Below are 21,346 nucleotides of genomic sequence, written 5' to 3'. Positions count from 1 at the left end.
TCAGCCTTCAACAGCTTCAATCGGCGCCAAGCGCGGATCAAGAATTTTGGGCCCCATGCCCGGAAACTTCACCGCGATAGACACCTTTTGGCCACTGCCAAAGGTGTGGGTGACCTCGCCGATACCAAAGCTGGCATGGCTGACCTGATCTCCAACACTCCAGCTCGTGCCAGGAGCAGGGCCGGCCTGGCGGCGACGCACCGCATTGGCTGGAGCACGACTGGGTGTGTCCCGATCCACCCGGGTCAACCGCTCTAACCTCTGCTCCCGCCGGATCGCCGCCCCGCCACTGCGGGGGATGTCCCCCTGCACCAAGGCTTCCGGCAACTCCGAGAGGAACACACTTGGTACCGCCGGCTCACGCATGCCACCCCAGAGCCGCCGCTCACTGGCATGGGAGAGGAACAGCCGCTCCTTGGCCCGTGTGATCCCCACATAACAAAGGCGCCGTTCTTCCTCCAGCGACGCCGGATCATCGAGGGAGCGATAGCTGGGGAAGAGACCCTGCTCCATGCCCACCAGGCACACCACAGGGAACTCCAACCCCTTGCTGCTGTGCAACGTCATCAAGGTGACGCGATCAGCCGCCGTGTCTTTGCTGTCGGCATCGCTGGCCAGTGCCGCCGAGGCCAAAAAGCCCTCCAGGTCGCCTTCCTCGTTTTCCTCCTGGTATTGGAGAGCCGCATTCACCAATTCCTGCAAGTTGCGGCGCCGTTCCTCCGCCTCATCGGAACCATCGGCAATCAACTCGCTCACATAGCCGCTCTTCTCCATCACCTCCTGAATCAACTCGGAGGGGGCCGCATCCTGCAGACGGGTCTGCATCGCGTTGAGCAGATCGCAGAACTGCAGCAGTCCCTTAGCGGAGCGACCGCCAAGGGAACGCACAGCCTCTGGATCACTGACCACATCCCACAGGGGAATCCCCAGTTGAGTCGCCGCATCCGTAAGGCGCTGGATGGTGGTCTTACCAATGCCCCGCTTGGGCACGTTGATCACCCGAAGCAGGCTGACCGTATCGGCAGGGTTGATCAACAGGCGCAGGTAGGCGAGCAGATCCTTGATCTCGCGGCGGTCGTAGAAACGCATGCCGCCCACCACCACGTAGGGAATACGCCAACGCACCAAGGATTCTTCAATCGCCCGCGACTGAGCATTGGTGCGATAGAGCACAGCCATATCCCCCCAGGTGAGCTCGGGGTTGGCCGCTTCCATCATCCGCAACCGGTGCACCACCGCTTCCGCTTCGGCGATTTCGTCGTCGCAGCGGGTCAGAGAGATCAACTCGCCCTCACCACGCGTGGGCCGCAACACCTTGTCGATCCGCTCGCTGTTGTTGGCAATTAGGGCATTAGCTGCCTCGAGGATCGTGGCCGTGGAGCGATAGTTCTCCTCCAGCTTCACCATCGTGCGAGTGGTGTCATCCGGTGCCTGGTCACCGAAATCGTCCTGGAACCCCATCAAGATCGTGAAATCAGCCGCTCGGAAGCTGTAAATGCTCTGGTCGGCGTCCCCCACCACAAACACTGAGCGACCCTGCCAGTTGTCGTAACGCTCTGGGTCCACCCCATCGGTGACCAACAGCTTGATCAACTCGTACTGAGTTCGGTTGGTGTCTTGGTATTCGTCGACCAGCACATGGGCAAAGCGGCGATGCCAATAGCCGCGCACCTGCTCGTTCTGCTGCAAGAGCTGCACCGGCAACAACAGCAGATCGTCGAAATCGAGAGCGTTGTTGGCCGCTAGTGCCTTGCGGTAACGGCGGTAGACATCAGCGGTGAGCTTGCCGCGTTGACCCTCAGCATTGGCCTCGAGCTGATCCGGCAGCCAAGCCTGGTTTTTGGCATTGCTGATCGCCCAGCGCGTTTTCTTGGGGTCAAACCGCTTGGGATCGAGTTGCAGCTCTTGGGTGACAATCTCCTTCACCAAGCTCTGAGCATCGGTCTCGTCGTAGATCGAGAACTGCTTGGTCCAGGTGAGGCCTTCGGAATCCTTGAATTTGTCAATGTCGAAGCGGAGCATGCGCGCGAACAGCGCATGGAAGGTACCGATCCAAAGCTCCTTGGTCACCTCCCGGTAGATACGGGAGCGCAGCTGGCGCTGCTCGACTGGCGGCAAGGTGCTCCAAGGCTGCCCAAACTGACTCTGGGCCAGCCGCTGAGCCAGCAACAGTTCCAAACGCTCCTTCATCTCCCGGGCGGCCTTATTGGTGAAGGTCACCGCCAGGATCTGGGCCGGATCGGCACCGTGTTCCCCGATCAGGTGGGCGATGCGGTGGGTGAGTGCCCGCGTCTTACCACTGCCAGCCCCGGCCACCACCAGCAGCGGACCCTCGTGGTGATCCACCGCCCGTCGCTGGGCGTCGTTAAGGCCGGCCAGAAAGCTCATGGCACGAGGTTATCGCTCGTGCGCGAAGCCTTGGCGAAGCCTGAGGGCTTCATCAACCACCGCATCCAACGGAACAAGCACGGGGAACGCAAGCGCACGGGCAACGTCCACACCGCCACGGCGCATTGTTGTGCCAACGTCAACTGCCAACGCCAGCTGTCATCGGGCTCAATCCGTTCGGAGCCTCCGAAGCGCATGGCGTTGCCGTGCACATCCCGACGAACCCCTAATCGCCAGCGCAGCTGCTGCTGTTCGAAGGGGAGACCAAGCCAGGCCATCACCCGAACCACTTCCCTGCGGGGGTGACGAGCCAACCGCTCGTACAACACCTCGAGAGACGGCACGGATGCAAGACAGTCTCGGGTGCGAAAAAAAAGACGTCCGTAGTTGTCTGAAGAGTCCCGCAGGGAATAGCCAAGTTTGCGCACACTGTTCATCAGGCCCAGAGGGCCCCGATGCAGATGAATCGGCCACACCTGCACCGCCGAGATGGCCTCTGCATCTACCGCCGCAAGCAAACGCGACAGACGTGGCAACGACTTGGAGGAATCCACAATCACCGCACAGCCACTCACCGCCGCAATGGCAGCAAACAACACGCTGTTGTGACGCGCGAATGTGGCGAGATCGCCCTGATCCATCAGGGCGAGGCCACGCAGCGGCAAACCCAATTGCGCCTGCACTTGCTCTTCCACCTGACTCCAGAACGGACACTGCTCCGGCGCGAGACGGTGGCAACTGCACAAGCGATGGCGAGGATCGGGATTGTTCAGCATCTTCACTTCGCCAGCGCTGATCACCTGACTGTGACCACTGATCAGCAGAGCCAGCAGGGTCGAGCCGCTATGACCACGACCTGTGATGTACACCAACTTGATGGGATTCAAGGTTGACCCTCTGCCTGAAACTGGAGGCGCTCACAACGCCAGACCTGGGCATAGGGTTCCTGCTCCAACCATGGAGCACAGCGATAACCAGCAGCATCGACCTGGCGCAGCATCGGCTTGAGACGCGGCCGCACGCCATCCACATCGCCGCTATCGGCCAGCCACAACACAGGTGGTGGAGCTGGCCTGCTAAGCAATCGCGCCAGCGCACCGGCATCCCCCCAAGCCGAGACAGGTGAATCCATCCGCCCTGCCGCCACCTCAGTGCGATCGCTGAGGTTGAACAACCGCTCACGGCGTGAAAAACGATGGGGCTCTGAGGCCAAAGAACGACTGACCAGCTGGAACTGATCCCCTTCACGAACGCCCCAATCCCGCCCGCCAGGATCAAGTTCCGCAAAGGCATGCCACCACCAGCTGAGCACCAGCAGGGCCAGCACGAGAGCGGCAAAACGCTGCCCAACGCGCGTCAATGACCATGACGCTGCTTGCGCGGCGAGCCATGGAATCAGGGCAGGCAACAGCACCACGAAATAACGGCTGAAGGCCAAGGGCTTCCAGTACGAAATCAGCACCACAGCAGCCACCATCCCGAGCGACGGCAGCAAACCGCTGCGATCGGCTGCAGTCGCCTGCAGCTCCGACTTCAGGGCTGGCTTGGCCTCCAAGGCTGAGGACGCTGTTCCCCATTGCAGGATCGCCCAAACGCTCAGCAGCAACAGAACCAGCTTGGGCAAGGGCCAGAGCCCCAGCGCCCGAGCCAGGCTGTCTTCGAGGAGGGCGAAATCAGGCGGGCCGATCCAAGCACCTGTACCGCTACGCAGCAGATAAGCCGATGCCAACACCATCCACAACACAGCCGGAATCAAGCCGACGGCCGCTGACAACGCCAAGCCCCGTCGCCCACGCCAGGCATCCCAGACCAGTGCAGATGCGAACAAAAACAGGCCGTAATAATGAGTTAGAGCGGCTAGGGCGACGACGCCCCCGTAAGCCCAGCGCTGCTGCCGCTGCCGGAACCACCAGGCCAAAGCCACCAGCAACACCAGCAGGGCATACCCCTTGCCCTCAATCGCAAAACGCACGGGATACGGCGAACAGAACGCCAGCAGAGCCGCCAGGGTCATGGCCCGTCTTGGCCTGTCCAGGGCTAAAGCGCCTGCCTGGAGTGTGATGACCACGCCACCCGCCAGATAAAACAGCCAAGACAGCAGACGCAGGTTCAGGGCTGTCGGTGCGGCCCATTGCCCCCAAAGCCAGACCAAGCCGTAATACAGGGGGGGATGGGTGTCCTGGCGGAGCATGGCCAGCAACGCCGAGAAGCTGGGCTGAAAGCTCTTCCCGACCGTATAGAGCTCATCACTCCATAAACCGGTCGCATCGATCAGGGAAAGGGCCCGCAACGCAAAGGCTGCGCAACACACCATCGCCAGCCAACGCAGCCACTTCATCGGGCCCCCTCCAACACCCGAAGTCGTGCTTCGCGGAGCAGCTTCCCAAGCTCAGGCCCCGGTTGCATCCCTTGTTCCAACAGATCTCTTGCCGTGAAAGGAGAGGTCACATGCCGCCAACGCCCCCACCAGCGCAGCAGGGGACGCCAACACGGACCGATCAGCGCCACCTCGAGGGCGACCACGTCTGCATCCCACGACTGAGCTTCAAGAGTTTCGGTCCAGTGCGCTGCAGACCAGTTCTGCCAGGAGTAGGGCAGCACGTGCTCGGCCATCCACCCCTGAAATGCAAGCCATTGATCAATCCGACGTTGTTGCTGAAGTGGCATCTGCAAACGCTTCGAGAGCGCTTGCGGCGTTGCGGAAGCCGCCACTAACGCACACAGCAGAGGGACATTCATCCGTTCAGCCCGATGGAGACGGCGCTGCAATCGGCCATCCACCTGCAACTGTTGATCCAGAAGAGGCATCGCCCTCCAATCCTGCAGATGGGTCAAAGCCAATCGCCAAGGTTCACGCCTGAAGAGCAACTCCAACTCCATACGCAGCCGAGTGCCAAGAGCAGGTGGCACAGCTGAAAGGCAATCTCCAGGGCACCAAGACCACGGCCAAGCGTCCACAGTGCGCTGTACCTGATCAAGAGCCTGCGGAGCCAATGAAAAATTGAGGCGGGCGGCATAACGCGCTCCCCGAATCACACGAGTGGGATCGTCTTCCACGCTTCTCTCATGCAGGAAGTTGAGCTGACGGGCCGCCAGATCTTGCTGTCCACCATGGAGATCGAGCAGTTCGGGATCAGCTCCCTCCTGGTTGAGCACCAAGGCCATCGCATTGATGGTGAAGTCGCGGCGAAGCAGATCGTCCTGAAGGCGTCCGGGCTGGACAAGCGGATTCTCGCCAGGCTCGGGATAGCGCTCCGTGCGGGACTGCGCCAAGTCAAGCCAAACACCATCAAGCACCATCTCAACCGTGCCAAAGCTGCCATGCACCCGCAGCTCAGGAATGCGTCCTGCACCAAGGCAGTCCCGAAGGTGCGTGGCCAACGCTTCACTCGACCCCTCCACCACAAAATCGAGGTCAGGAAGGCCACGCCAGGCGTCATGGTGAACGTGGTGGAGCAATCCATCACGAACGGCTCCACCCACGAGGGCCAACCGCTGCATGCCTAACACTCGAACCGCTTCTTGCAGCGTGCCAAGCAAATCAGCAGGAATACCAGGAAGTTCCACCTGCTCAACGACCAGCCGGCCGCACCAATGACAGACCGAAGCACACGAATTTAAGCGTCAAACGTTGACGTTGCACAACACAAACAGAGATGGCAAAGGGAGTCAGTCGCGCAAGTCATTCACTGACGGTGCACAACCAGACCAAGAGGCAAGCTCTTATAAAACACCATTAACACTCTGCAGGGAAACAAAGCGAAGCCAACTTCTCACCAAGGCACTCATAGTCGGCAGACTGCAAAAACTTTTCGCGCACGCCTGAAGAGGGCCAATGCGAAGGGCGGTGCTGCGAGAGAATCAAACGAATTTGATTCAGCCATTCATCCGCAGTCGCCCCCATTGGCATATGCCAAACACCCTCTGAGCCCGAAGCAAACCCCAACGGGAACCCCGTCATCATGGACAGCGTCGAGCAACCACAAGCCAACGCCTCCGGGAATGAAAGCGGTCCACCTTCTTGTACCGCAACCGAGCAAAGCAATCGCGTCGAACGCATCAGATTCGGGAACTCAGCGTAAGGAGGATCAAGAACCCGAACTTGCGAACCCAATAAATCTGCAGACTCGCCCCAACCCGGGCCAACGACAGCAACTCTTAAACCACATTCAGATAGACGACGAAAAAGCTCAATCTGGAGGGCATATCCCTTTCTAAAACGCTCACCAACTTGACGTGAAGAATAGCTCGATCCCACAAACAAAACATCCACGTCACAGGATGCATCGGATATAGATTGTGGGGGATAAAACAGGGAGCGATTCACTCCAGCAGGAAAATGCTGCACCCTGCGAGGGTCAACGCCCTTGGTTAAAAATAGATTAAATTCGAATAAACTTTGAGCTAAAATTGCATAGAGCTCTTTCACTCGAGGTACGGTCTTATTGATTTCAACATGGGGGGCATAATAAACAATTCTACGAGGAGGAATCCCTGCACGCAAAATCTCGGCAATACGTCGACCAGACATCACCAAGACATACGAATTTGAAGCACGAAAGAGCCGCTTTAAATCCTCAATTGAATTACAAGTTTCCACCTCAACACCTCGACGCGAAGAACTCAACGCCTGCGACGAAGCCAGCCCTCGCCAAACGAAACCCAAGCTCCAGCGCCCCGTAGAATAATAAATAATCTTTTTCTCCCCATTAGCAAGGGGAGACAAAGAAAACAGTGCTGCATGACCAGACCGAACCGATGAGATCTTGCGCAGAATCAACTTCAGCACAGCGCGAGTCGAAGAAGACCTGCATCATAAGGATTCACCACACAGGCCACAAGCTCACCCACACAGAGCAGCCACAACTCCCAAAACAGGAACTCGCAGCAAGATCGACCCCAGCAGGACTAGGAGCAAAAACTCATCAACAAAGCAACGGCAATAACATCCCAATTTAGAAATGCATCCGAGGAAAAACCATCTGATGCAACCACATCGACCAGACGAAACCTCAACGGACTGGCGCTCTTTTCAAGACCTTGCCCACACTTTCCAGTTATCCGCAGACTGCTTGTAGGACAGCGGGCCGCCCCTCACCATCCAGTTTCCGCGAAAGAACGATAGGGAGAATGCTGGGAAGAGTACCCGTTGCATCAAAGGGAGTGAGGCATGGTCAAAGCCAGTGAATGGCACATTGGCGCACAAACGCTCTAGGGCAGCAGTGTAGGAAGCGGGTCCAAACGAGCAATCATGAATCAACTGCAGCTTGCCAACAGACTGAAAACGCGGGTCAGAGTAATCAAACCCCCGCAACCCATTAGCCAGCTCAGCAAAAAATGGACAACCCTGCCTGGAAAGGAAAAAGCTGCTCTGCAAATAGGGCACCCTTTTTTTGAGATAAAGAAGACTCGAGTGGCACTGAAGTGAAAGATCAAGCACCCGCCACGATGTTGCCACAGGCATAACATCACTATCCAGCCAAATCGTATCTCCACAAGATGCATAGGCCAAACGGAAGACATCCGATTCAGCCGCATAATGGGGAGCAGTTTCGAACGCAATCCTGAAATCAGGATTGTGACGTGTAATCCACTCCAGAGCCTGATCACGGCCAAACACCATGATGGATTTGAGGCCTAGATGCTCAAACAGGCCGTTCCATTGCTCTGTGATGGCGATGACATCCTGCGGTGGCGTGCCCTGGCTCCAGTATTGAAAGGGCTGTGGTCGAAACAACGGTTGACGAGGCTGATCAACGGCCTCGTCAACACCAGCGGTGGCATCGCCATGGACAATCGCTTCACTCCAGAGCCCATACAGAGGCACTTGATCACGCTTGAGATAGGCCTGCAGATGGCGATGCACATGACGGGATCGCACAGTGCCCAGCAACTGTTCACCATCAAGGCAGTGGCGGCATCCCTCTTCCAACGTGGCGATGGCCTCGGTCGGGCGGCCAAGCAACTGCAGACTTTCACAGGCAATGTGATAGCCATCAAAGGATGTAGGTACCACCTCGATCAACACCTTGGCGTGCTGCAGAGCCTCGACATAGCGGCGACTGGCGTAACACGAATCGGCCACAATCAAGCGCAACTGATGATCACTAGAGCGTTCTGGCAGAGTTTGTTTGCCGATCCTGATCACGGCATCAAACCATCTCCGCTTGGCACAAAGACGGGCCACTTCGCGGTGCAGACCAGACCAGCCTGGTGTTGCGCCCACCAAGCTGATCAGGAGCCTTTGGGCAAAACCCTCACCACCACAAACGGTTGCCACCTTGACGAGAGCCGTAAGCGCTTTTCTCAAGGAGTCAAACCTCAGACGAAAAGAACCTTAGAAGCAGAGCTTGAAAGTGTCTGGCCAGCGCAGAGCTCAAGGGTCGAGACGTAGCGCCTCCGACCAGGTGGGATCGAGAGCATCCCAGGAGTGGGCTTGCATCAAGCCAGCAGCAGCCGTTCCCAACTGGCGGCGTAGTGCTGGGTCTTCTGCCAGTCGCTGCATCGCCTCAGCCAAGAGGCTTACCCGTTCAGTCGGAACCACCCAGCCACTCGTTGCATGGGTCACCACCTCAAGCGGCCCCGGGGAAGCATCGCTGACGATCACAGCCAGGCCAGCACCCATCGCTTCCAGCAAGGCATTGGGCATCCCCTCAAAACGGGACGACAGCACGAAGATCGACTCGCGGCAATAGAGGGTGTGAGGCTGAGACTGAAAGCCGAGAAAACGCACCTGCCCGGGCGCGAGCAGAGTGGCGGCAAGTGCTTCAAGGGCCTGCCGTTCCGGACCGTCACCAGCGATCAGTAGCGGCCAACCGGTTCGGATCTCTTCGGGTAACTGCGCATAGGCCCGCACCAACAGATCCATGCCCTTCTGCGGCACTAGGCGACACACCGCCAGGAAACAAGGGGTGGTTGCCGGAGAGGCGGCGCTGCAGGAGTCAACGGTCACTGCACTGAGCTCGAGAGGATTTGGGAGCAAGTGCATGTCTGCTGCCTGATCCGGATAGCAACGCTGAAGACCTTCGAGCACACCGGCTGTATTGGCAGTGATCACATCAGCCCGTTGCCACAACCAAGGCTGTAGCCGAGGCCAAGGGAAAGGCTGCATCTGCAGACACGGGTCATTGCGCTCCGACACCACCAAGTGGCCGGGTAACGCCCACAACGCCTGACAACACAAAAGATTGGTGCGGGTCAGTAGAGACAGCACCCGCACGGGTTGCCCCCTCCGCAGCAGGTCCCGCAAGAGAGTGGCCTGTTGCCCGGAGATGCTGGTCAGCAACCAGTGCACCAGCGCAGGATTCTGGCCACGACGCAAGGGCTGAAGGACTCCCCAGCAGACCGAAAATGCAAACCACGCCAAAAGACGCCGACTCCATGCCACCAAGAACCTCTTGGCCCGGGCTGCCATAGCCCGATTGCTCCAAGTAGCGGCGACCTCTGGTCCCAGATCAATCCAGAGCAACCCATCGGGCAGGGCATGGGCCAAGGACTTATCGGGCAACAACGTGATCAAAGCCACCCGCAACCCATCCCGCACATAGTGCTCAGCTGCCATCAGCGCCACTTTTTGCGCTCCCCCTGGCCCGAGATGGGGCAACACGATCACTAGATCACAGTGTCTTGGGAGCGACGACTGCATCAGCACCCTGACCCGTAAAGCAGCTGGAGGCGATGAGCGATGACCCCATTCAGATCGCGAGCCGACGAGTGATTCAACAACTGAGACAGCCGACGCATCCCACTCTCCCGCTCGCTCGGCACCTCACTGCTGAGTTTCAGGAGGTTCTTCTGAAGCTGCACCATCAGCGCTAGGTGATTCTCTTGGGTTTTGGACACACCTTCACCTGACGGCGTGAGGCAATAACGACGGACGGCAGCCTCAACGGTCTTCACGGCCGCCAGGCTGCGCATCAGTGGATCAGACCCCGAAGCGCGGGCATCATGCATGAGCGCACCGAGCGCAAGACAGCGAGACAGGTTGCTCGACATGCGAAGACAGGCATCGGCATTGAGCTGGGAGTAACGCAGCCTGGAGGAAACCGCCATCACCTCGGACCAGACCCAGGCAAGTTCCGAATCATCACCAACTAACAAGGCCAAGTGATACGAAGTGGTGCAGAGGGAGATCAACAATTTGGCGCGGTTGCGCCGATTCGACTCCGTGCAGCCAAAGACCTCAGCGTCAGCAGCAAGCTCGAGCACGAGCGGACGTAGCCCCTGCAGCAGTGAAACTGCCATGGAACAGTCGGCCAGTTTCAGCACGAGATAGCTCTGCGCAATCAGGGCATAACAGCGATGGCTCTGAAGCAGCTCAGGGAGCTGAGACAGTTGTGCCAACACTTGAAGGCGATCCCGCTCGTCCTGCGGTCGCGATCCAGTCCGGAACAACAACCGTTCCACGGCGCGGTAATCACCGACTCGCAAGCGTTGCGACAACAACGCAAAAGCCTGATCAAGGTCGCCTGACCGAAACGCCAGCGTGCACTGCATCGATTGCACATCAGCGCTGTCAGGACACCGTCTCGCCGCCAGACCCGCCAGCACTGTGGCGCGCGGATAAGAATGCAACCGGAGACTGGTCTCGAACAGGCGATAGAACCATCTTTGACGGCAACACCAACCCAAAGAAAGACGGCAGGCCCAGAACTGAACCTCATAACGCAGGCGTTGTGACTTACTTGCCAACACACTGACCATCAGAGCTTCAGCCTCTCACCCATCGCAAGATCAAAGCTAAAGGGATCGACAGGTTCACTCCCGCTCCCAGGGAAAAAAGTGAATTCGCCAAAAAGCACCCGCAAGGCTGACTGCTTCACGCTGTAAAGATCCACCCGCAGATAGGGGAAATCCCTGGAAAAAGCTTCAGCCATCTCCAACATGGCATCAAGATTGTCTGGCTTGGCAGGCATCTGAGATGGCTGGGGATAGAGCCAAGTCACAGGCTGGGGCTCCCATGGAGGCAACAGCATGGTGCGCTTGCGCTCACCAGAACGAAAGCCCTGATTCACCTGAATCATCAGGCATTCTCCTCGACTCATATGAAACTTGTAGTCGAGCAGTTCTGAGCCCTGATCCGTCTCAATTAATTCCTCGATCAGCAAGCGTCTTGGCACATCCCAATACGCCCACTCATGCTTATAAACTCCGTAGGGGTAATCAAGCCATTGCCTGCACTTCAAACGCAAAGCAACACGATCAACACCCTCGCGCTGATCAACGAAGTGATTGGCTCCAGATCGATGGGTAGCCTTGATCAGGAAGCGCTCCGGCAGCTGATCCCAACGGATCTCATCCACATCGTTCACGACAGCGAGGGTACGGGCAACGCCAAGATCAAAACCGTGCCGGTCAGCCCAATCCTTGGCAAGATCCTTGGCCCAAACCTTATCAACCGCTCGCACAAAGATTCGGGGCGGTTTGCGTATCTTAAGCGCTGTGATTTTGTGGTGAAATGTGCAGGGATTCTGCAGATCAAGCGCATACCCAGTTCGCCTCAAGAAAGCTTGATGAAGAGCGGGATAGCCCCGTAACCGCTCCTTGAGCTGAAACGTCCGCCCACGCAGTTCATAGAAAGGTGGTGTTTCCCAAAGCCACAAGCGAAAGCGATTGATCGCCTTGAGGGCACCAATGAACCGTTGCCATAAAACGGTCATCACACGCGCAGGCATCGAGACGCAGGCAACAGGTCAGCTGACGACACCTCCAGCATTCTGCACCGCTGACCCAGGCCATGAAGGGGCACGACGCTGAATCGGCTACGACCGCTCAGGCCTCAGAATCATCACAGTTGGTGCTTGTGTCGTTGTCTGCTCTCACCCGCTGCCTGCAGGAGGAAGCAGCCGCCATCGCCGCCGCGGCCGATCGCCTCAGTCGCGATCAGGTGGAAGGTGCCCTGGCACTGCTTGAGCGTTGCGCCGATCGCAAGGCCAAGCTGGTGATCACCGGGGTGGGCAAAAGCGGCATCGTCGCCCGCAAGATTGCCGCCACCTTCTCCTCCATTGGCCTGATGGCCTTGTATCTCAATCCCCTCGATGCTCTCCATGGCGATCTGGGGGTCGTCGCACCCGATGACGTCTGCCTGCTGCTCTCCAACAGTGGCGAAACATCGGAATTGCTGGAGGTGCTTCCCCATCTCAAACGGCGTGGCACAGCCCGGATCGCGCTCGTCGGCAAGGCCGAGTCTTCGCTCGCTCGAGGCAGTGATGTGGTGCTGGAGGCGTCCGTGGATCGGGAGGTCTGCCCGCTCAATCTCGCCCCCACGGCCAGTACCGCGGTGGCCATGGCCATTGGCGATGCCCTGGCGGCCGTTTGGATGGAACGGCGCGGCATCTCGCCGGCCGATTTCGCCATCAATCACCCCGCCGGTTCCCTCGGCAAACAGCTCACGATGACCGTGGCAGATCTGATGGTGCCAGCCGGTCAATTGCCCGCCCTTCAACCCGACACGCCCCTACCGGAGGTGATCAGCCAGCTCACGCAAGGGGCGATTGGCAGCGGCTGGGTGGAGGACCCCCACTCCCAAGGCCGCCTCGTGGGCCTGATCACCGACGGTGATCTTCGCCGGGCCTTGCGAGACCACAGCAGTGACACCTGGTCAACCCTCAAGGCCACGGACCTGATGACCGCCGACCCCATCACCGTTTCATCCGAACTGATGGCGGTAGAAGCGATTCAGCGCATGGAACACAACCGGCGCAAACCGATCTCGGTGCTGCCTGTGGTGAATGCTGATGGCCAGCTGGAAGGTTTGCTGCGCTTGCACGATTTGGTGCAGGCGGGGCTGGCTTGATGTTGGGCCTGCTGCGCTCTCTTCAATGGCATCGACAGCGCAGGAGCCTGTGCCAGATCGAGCTACTCGTGCTCGATGTAGATGGTGTGCTCACCGATGGGGGCCTCTGGTTCGACCCCAACGGTTTGCTGCAGAAACGGTTTGACGTGCGCGATGGCCTTGGCATCCGCTTGTTACAAGAAGCTGGATTGCGATTGGCCTTCCTAAGCGGCGGCAAAGGAGGTGCCACGGAGGTGAGAGCACGGCAGCTCGGAATCGACCACTGCCTGGTGGGCATCAAAGACAAACCTGCAGCCCTGGAGCGACTCCAACACCAACTCGGAGTGACTGTCGCCACCACGGCTTTCATCGGCGATGACCTCAATGATCTAGCCGTTCGTGATCACGTGGGACTGCTGGTGACACCAGCGGATGCCTGCCTCGCGGTGCGGCGTCAAGCCGATGCTGTGCTCAGCCGTCGCGGCGGCCATGGTGCCGTTCGCGAACTGGCCGAACACATCCTCAAAGCCCGGGATCAATGGAGCGGGCTCGAGCGCCATGGCTGGAGAGACCACAATGACTGACCCAACCAGTCCCTTGACAACCGCTGGAACACCAGGGGGCTTTCTGCTTGGGGTCGGTGCACAGAAAGCCGGCACCTCCTGGCTGCATCAGCAACTGCACAGCCGCCCTGACGCCGACTTCGGCTGCCTGAAGGAGTACCACGTGCACGACGCGCGCACAGTGCCGGAACTCTCCCGCTTCCGCCAGGTCAACATCCAGCTGAACAAACCCAGCAGCTGGATTCAACCCCGCACCTGGCTGCGCCAGTGGTTCATTCACAACCCGGAGCGCTATGCCGACTATTTCGCCTGGCTGCTGCAGCGCCCACACCTCAGGGGAGCTCAGATCCGCCTCACTGGCGACATCACCCCCTCCTATGCCCTGCTCAGCGCAGAGACCCTGCAAGAGATCAAAGCCAGCTTTGAGCAGCGTGGCATTCCTGTCAAACCGGTGTTCCTGATGCGCGATCCAATCGAGCGCATCATCTCCAGTCAGCGCATGAAACTGCGCAAGCAAGGCTTCCGGGATGCCGGCTTGGAAGTGGAGACCCTGCGGAAGAGAGTGGCCAAAGGGCGAGGTCTACGCAGCAACTACGGCCAGACCCTCGATGCACTCGATCAAGCCTTTGGGTTAGAGCACTGCTTCATCGGTCTGTTCGAAACCCTGTTCACCCCAAAGACCTACGCAGACCTCTGCCGCTATCTGACAATCCCGTACCAGGAACCGGCGTGGACTGAGAAGGTGAACGTGAGTGCCACGGCCACGGTGATCCCCGATGACCTGCTTGCCCAGATAGGCCAGCTACAGGCCAAGGATCTGCAAACGGCCACCAAAGTGCTTCCCGCTCTCGATTTCAATCACCTATGGCCCACCGCCAGCCGCTGGTGCAAACGCTAAACCGACAACGATGTGCTTCCCACCAAGAAGGTGGCGATCGTTTGACCTGCTTCGATCAAGCGCAACTGCCCTAGGCGCTCTAAATCCTCAAGCGGCGAGATCAAGATCACGAACGTGGGGGATCGCGGAGCGGCACCAATTGAGGGAAGCGATGAGTCAGCGCAGATCAAAGCGATCGAGGTTCATCACCTTCACCCAGGCCTGAACGAAATCGGCGACAAAACGACTGGCGCCATCGTCCTGGGCATAGACCTCCACAATGGCCCGCAGCTGGCTGTTGGAGCCGAACACGAGATCGGCTCGGCTCGCTGTCCAGCGTTGAGCACCATGGGAATCTCGGCCGATGTAAGCCTCCATCGCCTCACTGGTGGGAGACCAGCGGGTCGACATGTCGAGCAGATTCACACAGAAGTCATTGCTCAATACGCCGACGCGGTCGGTGAAGACCCCCTGGCGGTTGCCGCCAGTGTTGGCACCCAAGACCCGTAAACCAGCGAGCAGCACCGTCATCTCCGGAGCACTAAGCCCCAGCAACTGGGAGCGGTCCACCAGACACTCCTCCGCACGCACCGGCAGACCACTGCGCTGCCAGTTGCGGAAGCCATCGGCGATCGGCTTCAGCACATTGAACGATGCGGTGTCGGTCTGATCCGCGGATGCATCCGTCCGTCCGGGGATGAACGGCACCGTCAGGCTGTGACCACCACCACCACCAGCCTGTTCCACGGCGGCACACCCAGCCAGAATGATCAGATCAGCCATCGAGACCTGCTGACCACCGGGGGCCTCAGCGTTGAACTGCTGCTGCACCGTCTCGAGCGCCTGCAGCACCGTGCGCAGCTGCTCTGGGTCATTGACCTCCCAGGTGTTCTGGGGCTGAAGGCGGATCCGGCCACCATTGGCACCACCACGGCGATCGGAGCCACGGAACGTTGATGCCGAACCCCAAGCCGTGCCCACCAGGGCCCCGATGCTGCAGCCGCTGGCCAGAACCCGCTGCTTCAGGGCCTGGATCTCGGGCTCACCGATCAGCGGATGATCCAGAGCTGGCACTGGGTCCTGCCAGATCTGCACCTCCTGGGGAACATCCGGACCGAGATAGAGAGCACGGGGGCCCAGATCCCGATGGGTGAGCTTGAACCAAGCCCGGGCGAAGGCATTGGCGAAGGCGTCCTGATCCTGGTAAAAGCGGCGCGCCACAGGCTCCATCACCGGATCGTGCCGCAACGACAGATCCGCCGTGGTCATGATCGGCGCGGACGACCGGCCAGGAACATGGGCATCGGGAACCCTGTGCTCCGGCTTCACATCCTTCGCCACCCACTGCCAGGCCCCGGCCGGACTCTTGGTGAGCTCCCAGTCGTAGGTAAACATCATCTCGAAGTAGCCCTGGTCCCAGCGGGTGGGGTGGGGTTTCCAGGCCCCTTCAATGCCGCTGGTGATGGTGTATTCCCCCTTGCCGCTCTCGAAGCGGTTGTGCCAGCCCAGGCCCTGCTGATGTAATTCAGCCCCCTCGGGTTCCGCCTCAAGGTGGGATGCCGGAGCCGCGCCGTGGCATTTGCCGAAGGTGTGGCCACCCGCCACCAGGGCAACGGTCTCGTCCACCGTCATCCCCATCCGAGCGAACGTGTCGCGCACTTCCAGACCGGAGGCCACGGGATCCGGATGACCGTGGGGACCCTCAGGGTTGACGTAGATCAGACCCATCTCGACAGCCGCCAGCGGCTGATCCAGCCCGCCATCAGTGTTGTGGCGCTCATCCGCCAGCCAATCGGTTTCCTTGCCCCAGAACACATCCTCTTCGGGCTGCCAGATGTCGGTACGGCCCCCGGAAAAACCGAAGGTGCGGAACCCCATCGATTCCAGGGCCACATTGCCGCTGAGGATGATCAGATCCGCCCAGGAAATGGCATTGCCGTACTTGCGTTTCAGCGGCCAGAGCAGCCGCCTGGCCTTGTCGAGATTGGTGTTGTCCGGCCAGCTGTTGAGAGGGGCAAAACGCTGATTACCGTGACCGGCACCACCGCGCCCGTCGGCGCTGCGGTAGGTGCCGGCGCTGTGCCAAGCCAGGCGGATGAACAGACCGCCGTAATGGCCCCAATCCGCTGGCCACCAATCCTGGGAATCGGTCATCAGCACCGCCAGATCCGCCTTCAAGGCCGCCAGGTCCAGGCCAGCGAAGGCGGCGGGGTAGTCGAAGGCATCCCCCAAGGGATTGGAGGCTGGATGGTGCTGATGCAGCAGGCCGAGATCAATCTGATTGGGCCACCACTGCCGATGGCCCGTGTGGGCCGCTGGGGTGACGGCACCGGTATGGCCAGCGAAGGGACATTTGAGCTCAGACACGACACATCGCCCCCCGCGGGGGCTATGGGCACAAGCCTCAAGCTATTGATGGTTTGTGGTTTCGGCCGTCAGTCAGACCAGAGCCCGGGCCTCCTCGAGCTGTTCGGCGGTGTCCACCGACAGTGACGTGCCCTTCACCGGGAAGGTCGCGATCGTGAGGCCGGCCTCAATCAGCCGCAGCTGCTCGAGCCGCTCTAAATCCTCAAGAGGCGAGGCAGGCAACTGATTCCAGGCGGCCAGAACATCGCCGCGGAAGCCATACATGCCCACATGGCCCCAGTAGTCGGTGTGCTGATGCCACTCAGACGGGTCCACATCGCGGACATGGGGAATCGCGGAGCGACAGAAATAGAGCGCCCGACCGTCATGGGCCAGCAACGTCTTCACCACAGCTGGGTTGTGGATGGTGTCGGGTTTGAGCCGATACACCGGTGTCACCACAGCAGGCACCGGATCACGCCGGCCGAATTCCTCCACCATCGCGGTGACCACATCTGGCTCCAGAAACGGCTGATCCCCCTGCACATTGATCACCGCCGTGCTGACCAGACGCTCAGCACGGGTTGGGACATCCCAGCGATCAGCCACCTGACCCCAAGCCATCGCCACCAACTGATCGGCGACCGAGGCAATCCTTTCGCTGCCAGAGCTACAGGCCTCAGACGTCATCAGCACCGGGAACCCCCAGCCTTCTGCCAGAGCCTGCAAACGCTGGCTATCGGTGCAGAGCACCACCGCCGCAGGCCCCGTGGCCTTGGCGCATTGCTCGAGCACCCGCTGGAGCATCGGCTTGCCGCCGATGTCTGCCAGCACCTTGTCGGGCAAGCGGGAGGAGGCCAACCGCGCCGGCACTGCCACAACGGAACGCTGAATCGTCATCAGTCCCACAGCTTCATGGCGTCATCGCGTGCAGAGAACCATTCCGCCGCCAAGGGGCCACCCATGGTGCGCTGCTCCCGAAACCAAGGCCCTCCGAGCGTCCAATGGAGCATCGGTGACGCCTCCTGCGTCACTGGCGGGACCTGAACATCCACCAGGTGGTTCCAGCCCCCATGGATCGCACCGATCTCGTGGTCGCCCTCCAGCCAGTGGAAGCGATGCAGTTCTAAGCCGGTGGCACTATTCACGTAATCCACCGTGAGCCGCCTGCAACGGCTGCAGTTCAGCAGCATCAGCGAGCTCCAATTTTTCTTGGGATAGGCGCTCTGCACCTCCCCAAGGAATTTCACCGTCTCCCCCGGCACATGCTCGTGCTGCACGCACATGGCCCCATAGCGCTCATCGCGTTGTTCCCAGAGCGCCGTGATGTCAGCGCGGCAGAGCATGTCGCAGTCCATAAACAGAGCCCAGCCCTGATAGCCCATCAGATGGGGAACCAGAAAGCGCGTGAAGGAAAATGCTGTGCTCTGTTTGGGATCCCGCTCGCGCCGATACAACCCCTGGGCCTCCAATTGAGGCGTCACCAACGGCGTGATCGCCAAGGGAGTGGAGCTGTGTTGGTACAGGCTGTCGATCAACACATTCGTTGCCGCCCGCTCCCTCGGGTCGTAGCCGATGAAAATCGGGATCGGAGCGGTCACCATCCAGTGCAGTGCGGCTTTGGACTGAGATTAGGGCGCCCCCAGGGCCAGCCCTAGGCTTCGCTCCATCTACAGCACACCCCATGGCCGCACGCTGCGTCGCGCTGGGCGACATCCATTTCGCCAACGACGCGCCCTTCGTGCTGATCGGAGGCATCAACGTGCTGGAGTCACGCGAGTTCGCCCTAGAGGTGGCAGGTCACTACAAGGCCGTCTGCCAATCCCTGGGAATCCCGCTGGTGTTTAAGGCCTCCTACGACAAGGCCAACCGCTCCTCCATCCATTCCTACCGGGGCCCGGGCCTGAAGGAAGGCCTTGCAATCCTCCGAGCCGTCAAGGAGACCCATGGCATTGCCGTGATCACCGATGTGCATAGCCCGGAGGAAGCTGCCCCTGCCGCATCGGTGTGCGACATCATCCAGCTGCCGGCATTCTTGGCGCGTCAGACCGATCTCGTCGAAGCAATGGCCCGCACGGGCGCCGTGATCAATATCAAAAAGCCCCAATTTCTGAGTCCATCGCAGATGGCCAACCTGGTGGAGAAGTTCCGGGAATGCGGCAACGAACAGCTGCTGATCTGCGAGCGGGGCAGCAACTTCGGTTACGACAACCTGGTGGTTGACATGCTCGGCTTCGGGGTGATGAAGCGTTGCTGCAGCAACCTGCCCCTGATCTTTGATGTCACCCATGCCCTGCAATGCCGCGACCCCAGTGGTGCCGCTTCCGGGGGGCGGCGCAGCCAGGTGGTGGATCTGGCCCGGGCCGGCATCGCCGTGGGCCTGGCAGGACTATTTCTCGAAGCCCATCCCAACCCCGACCAAGCCCGCTGCGACGGTCCAAGCGCCCTGCCCCTCGACCAACTGGAAGCCTTTCTCACGCAGGTCAAAGCCATCGATGCCGTGGTGAAAACGCTCCCGGCGATCACCATTCACTGAGCCGCTGACCTTGAAACAGGCGCAACCTTCCACCTCAGCCGTTCGAGCTCAGGCGATGGCCTGGGCTGTCGCCAGCTTGCTCAGCCTCATCGCCGTGGCCCTAGGCCTTGGGCACTGGTTGCGGCTCCATCGTGAGCAGTGGCCGTCGACAGAATCATCGGAAGCTGCAGCAACGCTGCTGCATTACAACCTGGCCAGCCATGGCCTTTGGCTTGGCATCGTGATGGCGCTGTTGGTCTGGCTGTGGCGAGAAAGCTGCCTGAAACAGGACAGTCCTGAACAGACCAAGAGCGTGGAGCCAAGCCAACAGTCGGCATCCAGATCCGGACTGATCGCTCAGCTGTGGGCACAAATCAAGATGCAGCCTCTGGCATGCCTTGTGCTTGCCGCGACATCAGCATTTCTCATCCACGAAGCGAGCTGGTTTTACAAGGAAATCATTGGCTGGTACGACGACATCTATGCCAACAATCTGCTCAACAATTTTTCGCTCAAAGCCAACTTGATCAGCGAAACGCTGACGCGGAATGATTTTCGCTTTTATCCCCTTGCCTTTGCAGACCTTCAGATTTTCAGCTGGTTCACGCCATACGTGAAGGTCTGGATGATTTTCAATGCGATTGAACTGATCGCCACCATTGCTCTCGGCGTGCGAATCATCAAGCGAACGACCCAATCACCACAGGCCAAAGAAATACTGCTGATGTTCAGCCTGCTGTTCATCGCCACTGCACCGAGCGCCTTCAGCTACATGCAGTTCATCTACAGCGAGCGAATGCTCACCCTGTTGTTTGCCATTTTCCTATGGAACTACATTGACTATCAAACCAGCCGATCGACTCGAGCCGCAAATACAGCACTTGGAGCTGCACTCCTGGGCGCGTTCTGCAAAGACACAGCAATCATTCTGTTTGTCGTTCCAGCGGCAGCGATGCTGATTAGTGGTCAACTCGATCGCAAAGCAGAAACGCCAAAACTCTCAGCCCAAAACTTGAAACTCTGGGTAAACCACTATCAGTTCGAATTGCAGCTTTTGCTGCTCTCACTATTTTTCGTCACATCCTTCCTCTATCTCACCTACCTGCCCAGCATCTTCGTCGGCGAGCAGCGCTACGACGCCGACTTAACCATGGTGCAGTTCGAACCAGATGGGCGCCTTGCGATTCTCACCGCATACATCTGCTTCAGAGCAGCTCAAATCTGGCTCAAAGGCAGCAACTTCACCCCTCTCGACGCAGCCAATGTGGCAGCCCTGAGCTACGTGGGCGGACTGTACTGGCTGGTTGGCTATAGCTCATCGAACTACATGGCCCTACCCATGCACCTGGTCGCCGTGACCGACATCCTGGTGCTCTGGTGCATCGGGCCAAGACCCTGGCTCGAACACAACCTCAGCAATCAAGCTCTCACTGCAGCAGGTTTATTTACAACTGCGGCGTTGATCTATACCGAGCTTCAGTTTCCAGGTAATGCCTATTCACGCGTCAAAGACATCATGCGCACCCATCGCTCCTGGAGAGCTACGTTCAATCAGTCGGCCCTGGTGCTGAGAGAAGCAAAGGAGAAAGGCAACGAAGTGAATGTGATCATCTCTAAATCATGGTTTCGCAGATTCAACCACCTCAAAAGACTGCACTACGACCGGCTAATTTATCTCAACGAAGATACTCACAACTATCTGATCATCGATGGAAAAAATAAAGGAAACTCTTACACACCACAACCAGGCGATTTCTTTCTTGACCTCGACACCGGAAAACGCCGCATCAAGGAATTCGGCATCAATATCAAACACTTCGAAGCTATCTACAAATTCAGCCCAGATGTGAGCAACGGCCATATCTATATCAAACGCCGCTGAC

The 21,346-nt window shown here is 59.1% G+C and carries 17 protein-coding genes and 1 pseudogene; 5 read left to right on the top strand and 13 right to left on the bottom strand.

The genetic code is table 11. The features are described from left to right. From DXY10_RS04675 to DXY10_RS04640, 9 genes are all read right to left on the bottom strand, one after another. Positions 1-2,388: a UvrD-helicase domain-containing protein gene (locus DXY10_RS04675; protein ID WP_115016658.1), complete on the bottom strand. Its 2,388-nt coding sequence runs from the start codon at positions 2,386-2,388 to the stop codon at positions 1-3. Continuing rightward, a complete protein-coding gene (locus DXY10_RS04670; RefSeq protein ID WP_115016656.1) occupies positions 2,385-3,275 on the bottom strand; it encodes a sulfotransferase in 891 nt (296 codons plus the stop codon). Before DXY10_RS04670 ends, DXY10_RS04675 begins: the two co-directional genes overlap by 4 nt. Beyond that, positions 3,272-4,726: a hypothetical protein gene (locus DXY10_RS04665; RefSeq protein ID WP_115016654.1), complete on the bottom strand. Its 1,455-nt coding sequence runs from the start codon at positions 4,724-4,726 to the stop codon at positions 3,272-3,274. Before DXY10_RS04665 ends, DXY10_RS04670 begins: the two co-directional genes overlap by 4 nt. Beyond that, on the bottom strand, positions 4,723-5,955 hold the full coding sequence (locus DXY10_RS04660) for a CCA tRNA nucleotidyltransferase (RefSeq protein WP_244281931.1): 1,233 nt from the start codon (positions 5,953-5,955) through the stop codon (positions 4,723-4,725). Before DXY10_RS04660 ends, DXY10_RS04665 begins: the two co-directional genes overlap by 4 nt. A gap of 169 nt (positions 5,956-6,124) precedes the next feature. Beyond that, entirely contained in the window at positions 6,125-7,177 is a 1,053-nt protein-coding gene (locus DXY10_RS14220) for a glycosyltransferase family 4 protein (RefSeq protein ID WP_136989057.1), read from the bottom strand. A 243-nt stretch (positions 7,178-7,420) separates the two neighbouring features. Continuing rightward, entirely contained in the window at positions 7,421-8,698 is a 1,278-nt protein-coding gene (locus DXY10_RS04655; RefSeq protein WP_136989055.1) for a hypothetical protein, read from the bottom strand. Positions 8,699-8,764: 66 nt separating this feature from the next. After that, on the bottom strand, positions 8,765-10,033 hold the full coding sequence (locus DXY10_RS04650) for a glycosyltransferase (RefSeq protein WP_115016737.1): 1,269 nt from the start codon (positions 10,031-10,033) through the stop codon (positions 8,765-8,767). After that, complete coding sequence (locus DXY10_RS04645; protein WP_136989053.1) at positions 10,033-11,079, bottom strand: hypothetical protein; 1,047 nt, start codon at positions 11,077-11,079, stop codon at positions 10,033-10,035. The genes DXY10_RS04650 and DXY10_RS04645 overlap by 1 nt, the downstream gene beginning before the upstream one ends. Before the next feature lie 11 nt (positions 11,080-11,090). After that, the gene (locus tag DXY10_RS04640; RefSeq protein WP_170955699.1) at positions 11,091-12,047 is read right to left on the bottom strand and encodes an ATP-grasp fold amidoligase family protein; all 957 of its coding nucleotides are present in this window, start codon (positions 12,045-12,047) and stop codon (positions 11,091-11,093) included. Positions 12,048-12,196: 149 nt separating this feature from the next. On the opposite strand from DXY10_RS04640, the gene DXY10_RS04635 reads away from it, so the two are divergent. Genes DXY10_RS04635 through DXY10_RS04625 form a run of 3 tightly spaced genes read left to right on the top strand, consistent with a single transcriptional unit; the run spans position 12,197 to position 14,623 of the window. Then, positions 12,197-13,183 carry an SIS domain-containing protein gene (locus tag DXY10_RS04635; RefSeq protein WP_115016735.1) on the top strand — a complete coding sequence of 329 codons (987 nt, stop codon included), beginning with the start codon at positions 12,197-12,199 and terminating at the stop codon, positions 13,181-13,183. Beyond that, a complete protein-coding gene (locus DXY10_RS04630; RefSeq protein WP_115016647.1) occupies positions 13,183-13,746 on the top strand; it encodes an HAD family hydrolase in 564 nt (187 codons plus the stop codon). Before DXY10_RS04635 ends, DXY10_RS04630 begins: the two co-directional genes overlap by 1 nt. Continuing rightward, positions 13,739-14,623, top strand: coding sequence for a sulfotransferase (locus DXY10_RS04625; protein WP_115016646.1), 885 nt, complete (start codon positions 13,739-13,741; stop codon positions 14,621-14,623). Before DXY10_RS04630 ends, DXY10_RS04625 begins: the two co-directional genes overlap by 8 nt. Here the strand turns inward: DXY10_RS04625 and DXY10_RS14835 are convergent. The 4 genes and pseudogenes from DXY10_RS14835 to DXY10_RS04605 all read right to left on the bottom strand — a co-directional run. Next, positions 14,620-14,721: pseudogene (locus DXY10_RS14835) on the bottom strand (3-deoxy-manno-octulosonate cytidylyltransferase); the annotation flags it as partial. The gene DXY10_RS04625 and the pseudogene DXY10_RS14835 sit on opposite strands and share 4 nt — an antisense overlap. A gap of 58 nt (positions 14,722-14,779) precedes the next feature. Further along, the gene (katG, locus tag DXY10_RS04615; protein ID WP_115016644.1) at positions 14,780-16,969 is read right to left on the bottom strand and encodes a catalase/peroxidase HPI; all 2,190 of its coding nucleotides are present in this window, start codon (positions 16,967-16,969) and stop codon (positions 14,780-14,782) included. Positions 16,970-17,041: 72 nt separating this feature from the next. Then, positions 17,042-17,848: a manno-octulosonate cytidylyltransferase gene (locus tag DXY10_RS04610; protein ID WP_115016642.1), complete on the bottom strand. Its 807-nt coding sequence runs from the start codon at positions 17,846-17,848 to the stop codon at positions 17,042-17,044. After that, entirely contained in the window at positions 17,848-18,552 is a 705-nt protein-coding gene (locus tag DXY10_RS04605) for a hypothetical protein (protein ID WP_115016640.1), read from the bottom strand. The genes DXY10_RS04610 and DXY10_RS04605 overlap by 1 nt, the downstream gene beginning before the upstream one ends. 80 nt (positions 18,553-18,632) lie before the next feature. Between DXY10_RS04605 and kdsA the strand changes: the two genes are divergently transcribed. Then, positions 18,633-19,484 (top strand): 3-deoxy-8-phosphooctulonate synthase, encoded by an 852-nt coding sequence (kdsA, locus tag DXY10_RS04600; protein ID WP_115016638.1) that lies wholly within the window; start codon positions 18,633-18,635, stop codon positions 19,482-19,484. Between the two features lie 10 nt (positions 19,485-19,494). Beyond that, complete coding sequence (locus DXY10_RS04595; RefSeq protein WP_115016636.1) at positions 19,495-21,345, top strand: hypothetical protein; 1,851 nt, start codon at positions 19,495-19,497, stop codon at positions 21,343-21,345. Position 21,346 lies beyond the last annotated feature (1 nt).

It is taken from the genome of Synechococcus sp. UW140, assembly GCF_900474295.1.
GTDB lineage: Bacteria > Cyanobacteriota > Cyanobacteriia > PCC-6307 > Cyanobiaceae > Synechococcus_C.
This window is presented reverse-complemented; position numbering and strand designations above follow the sequence as displayed.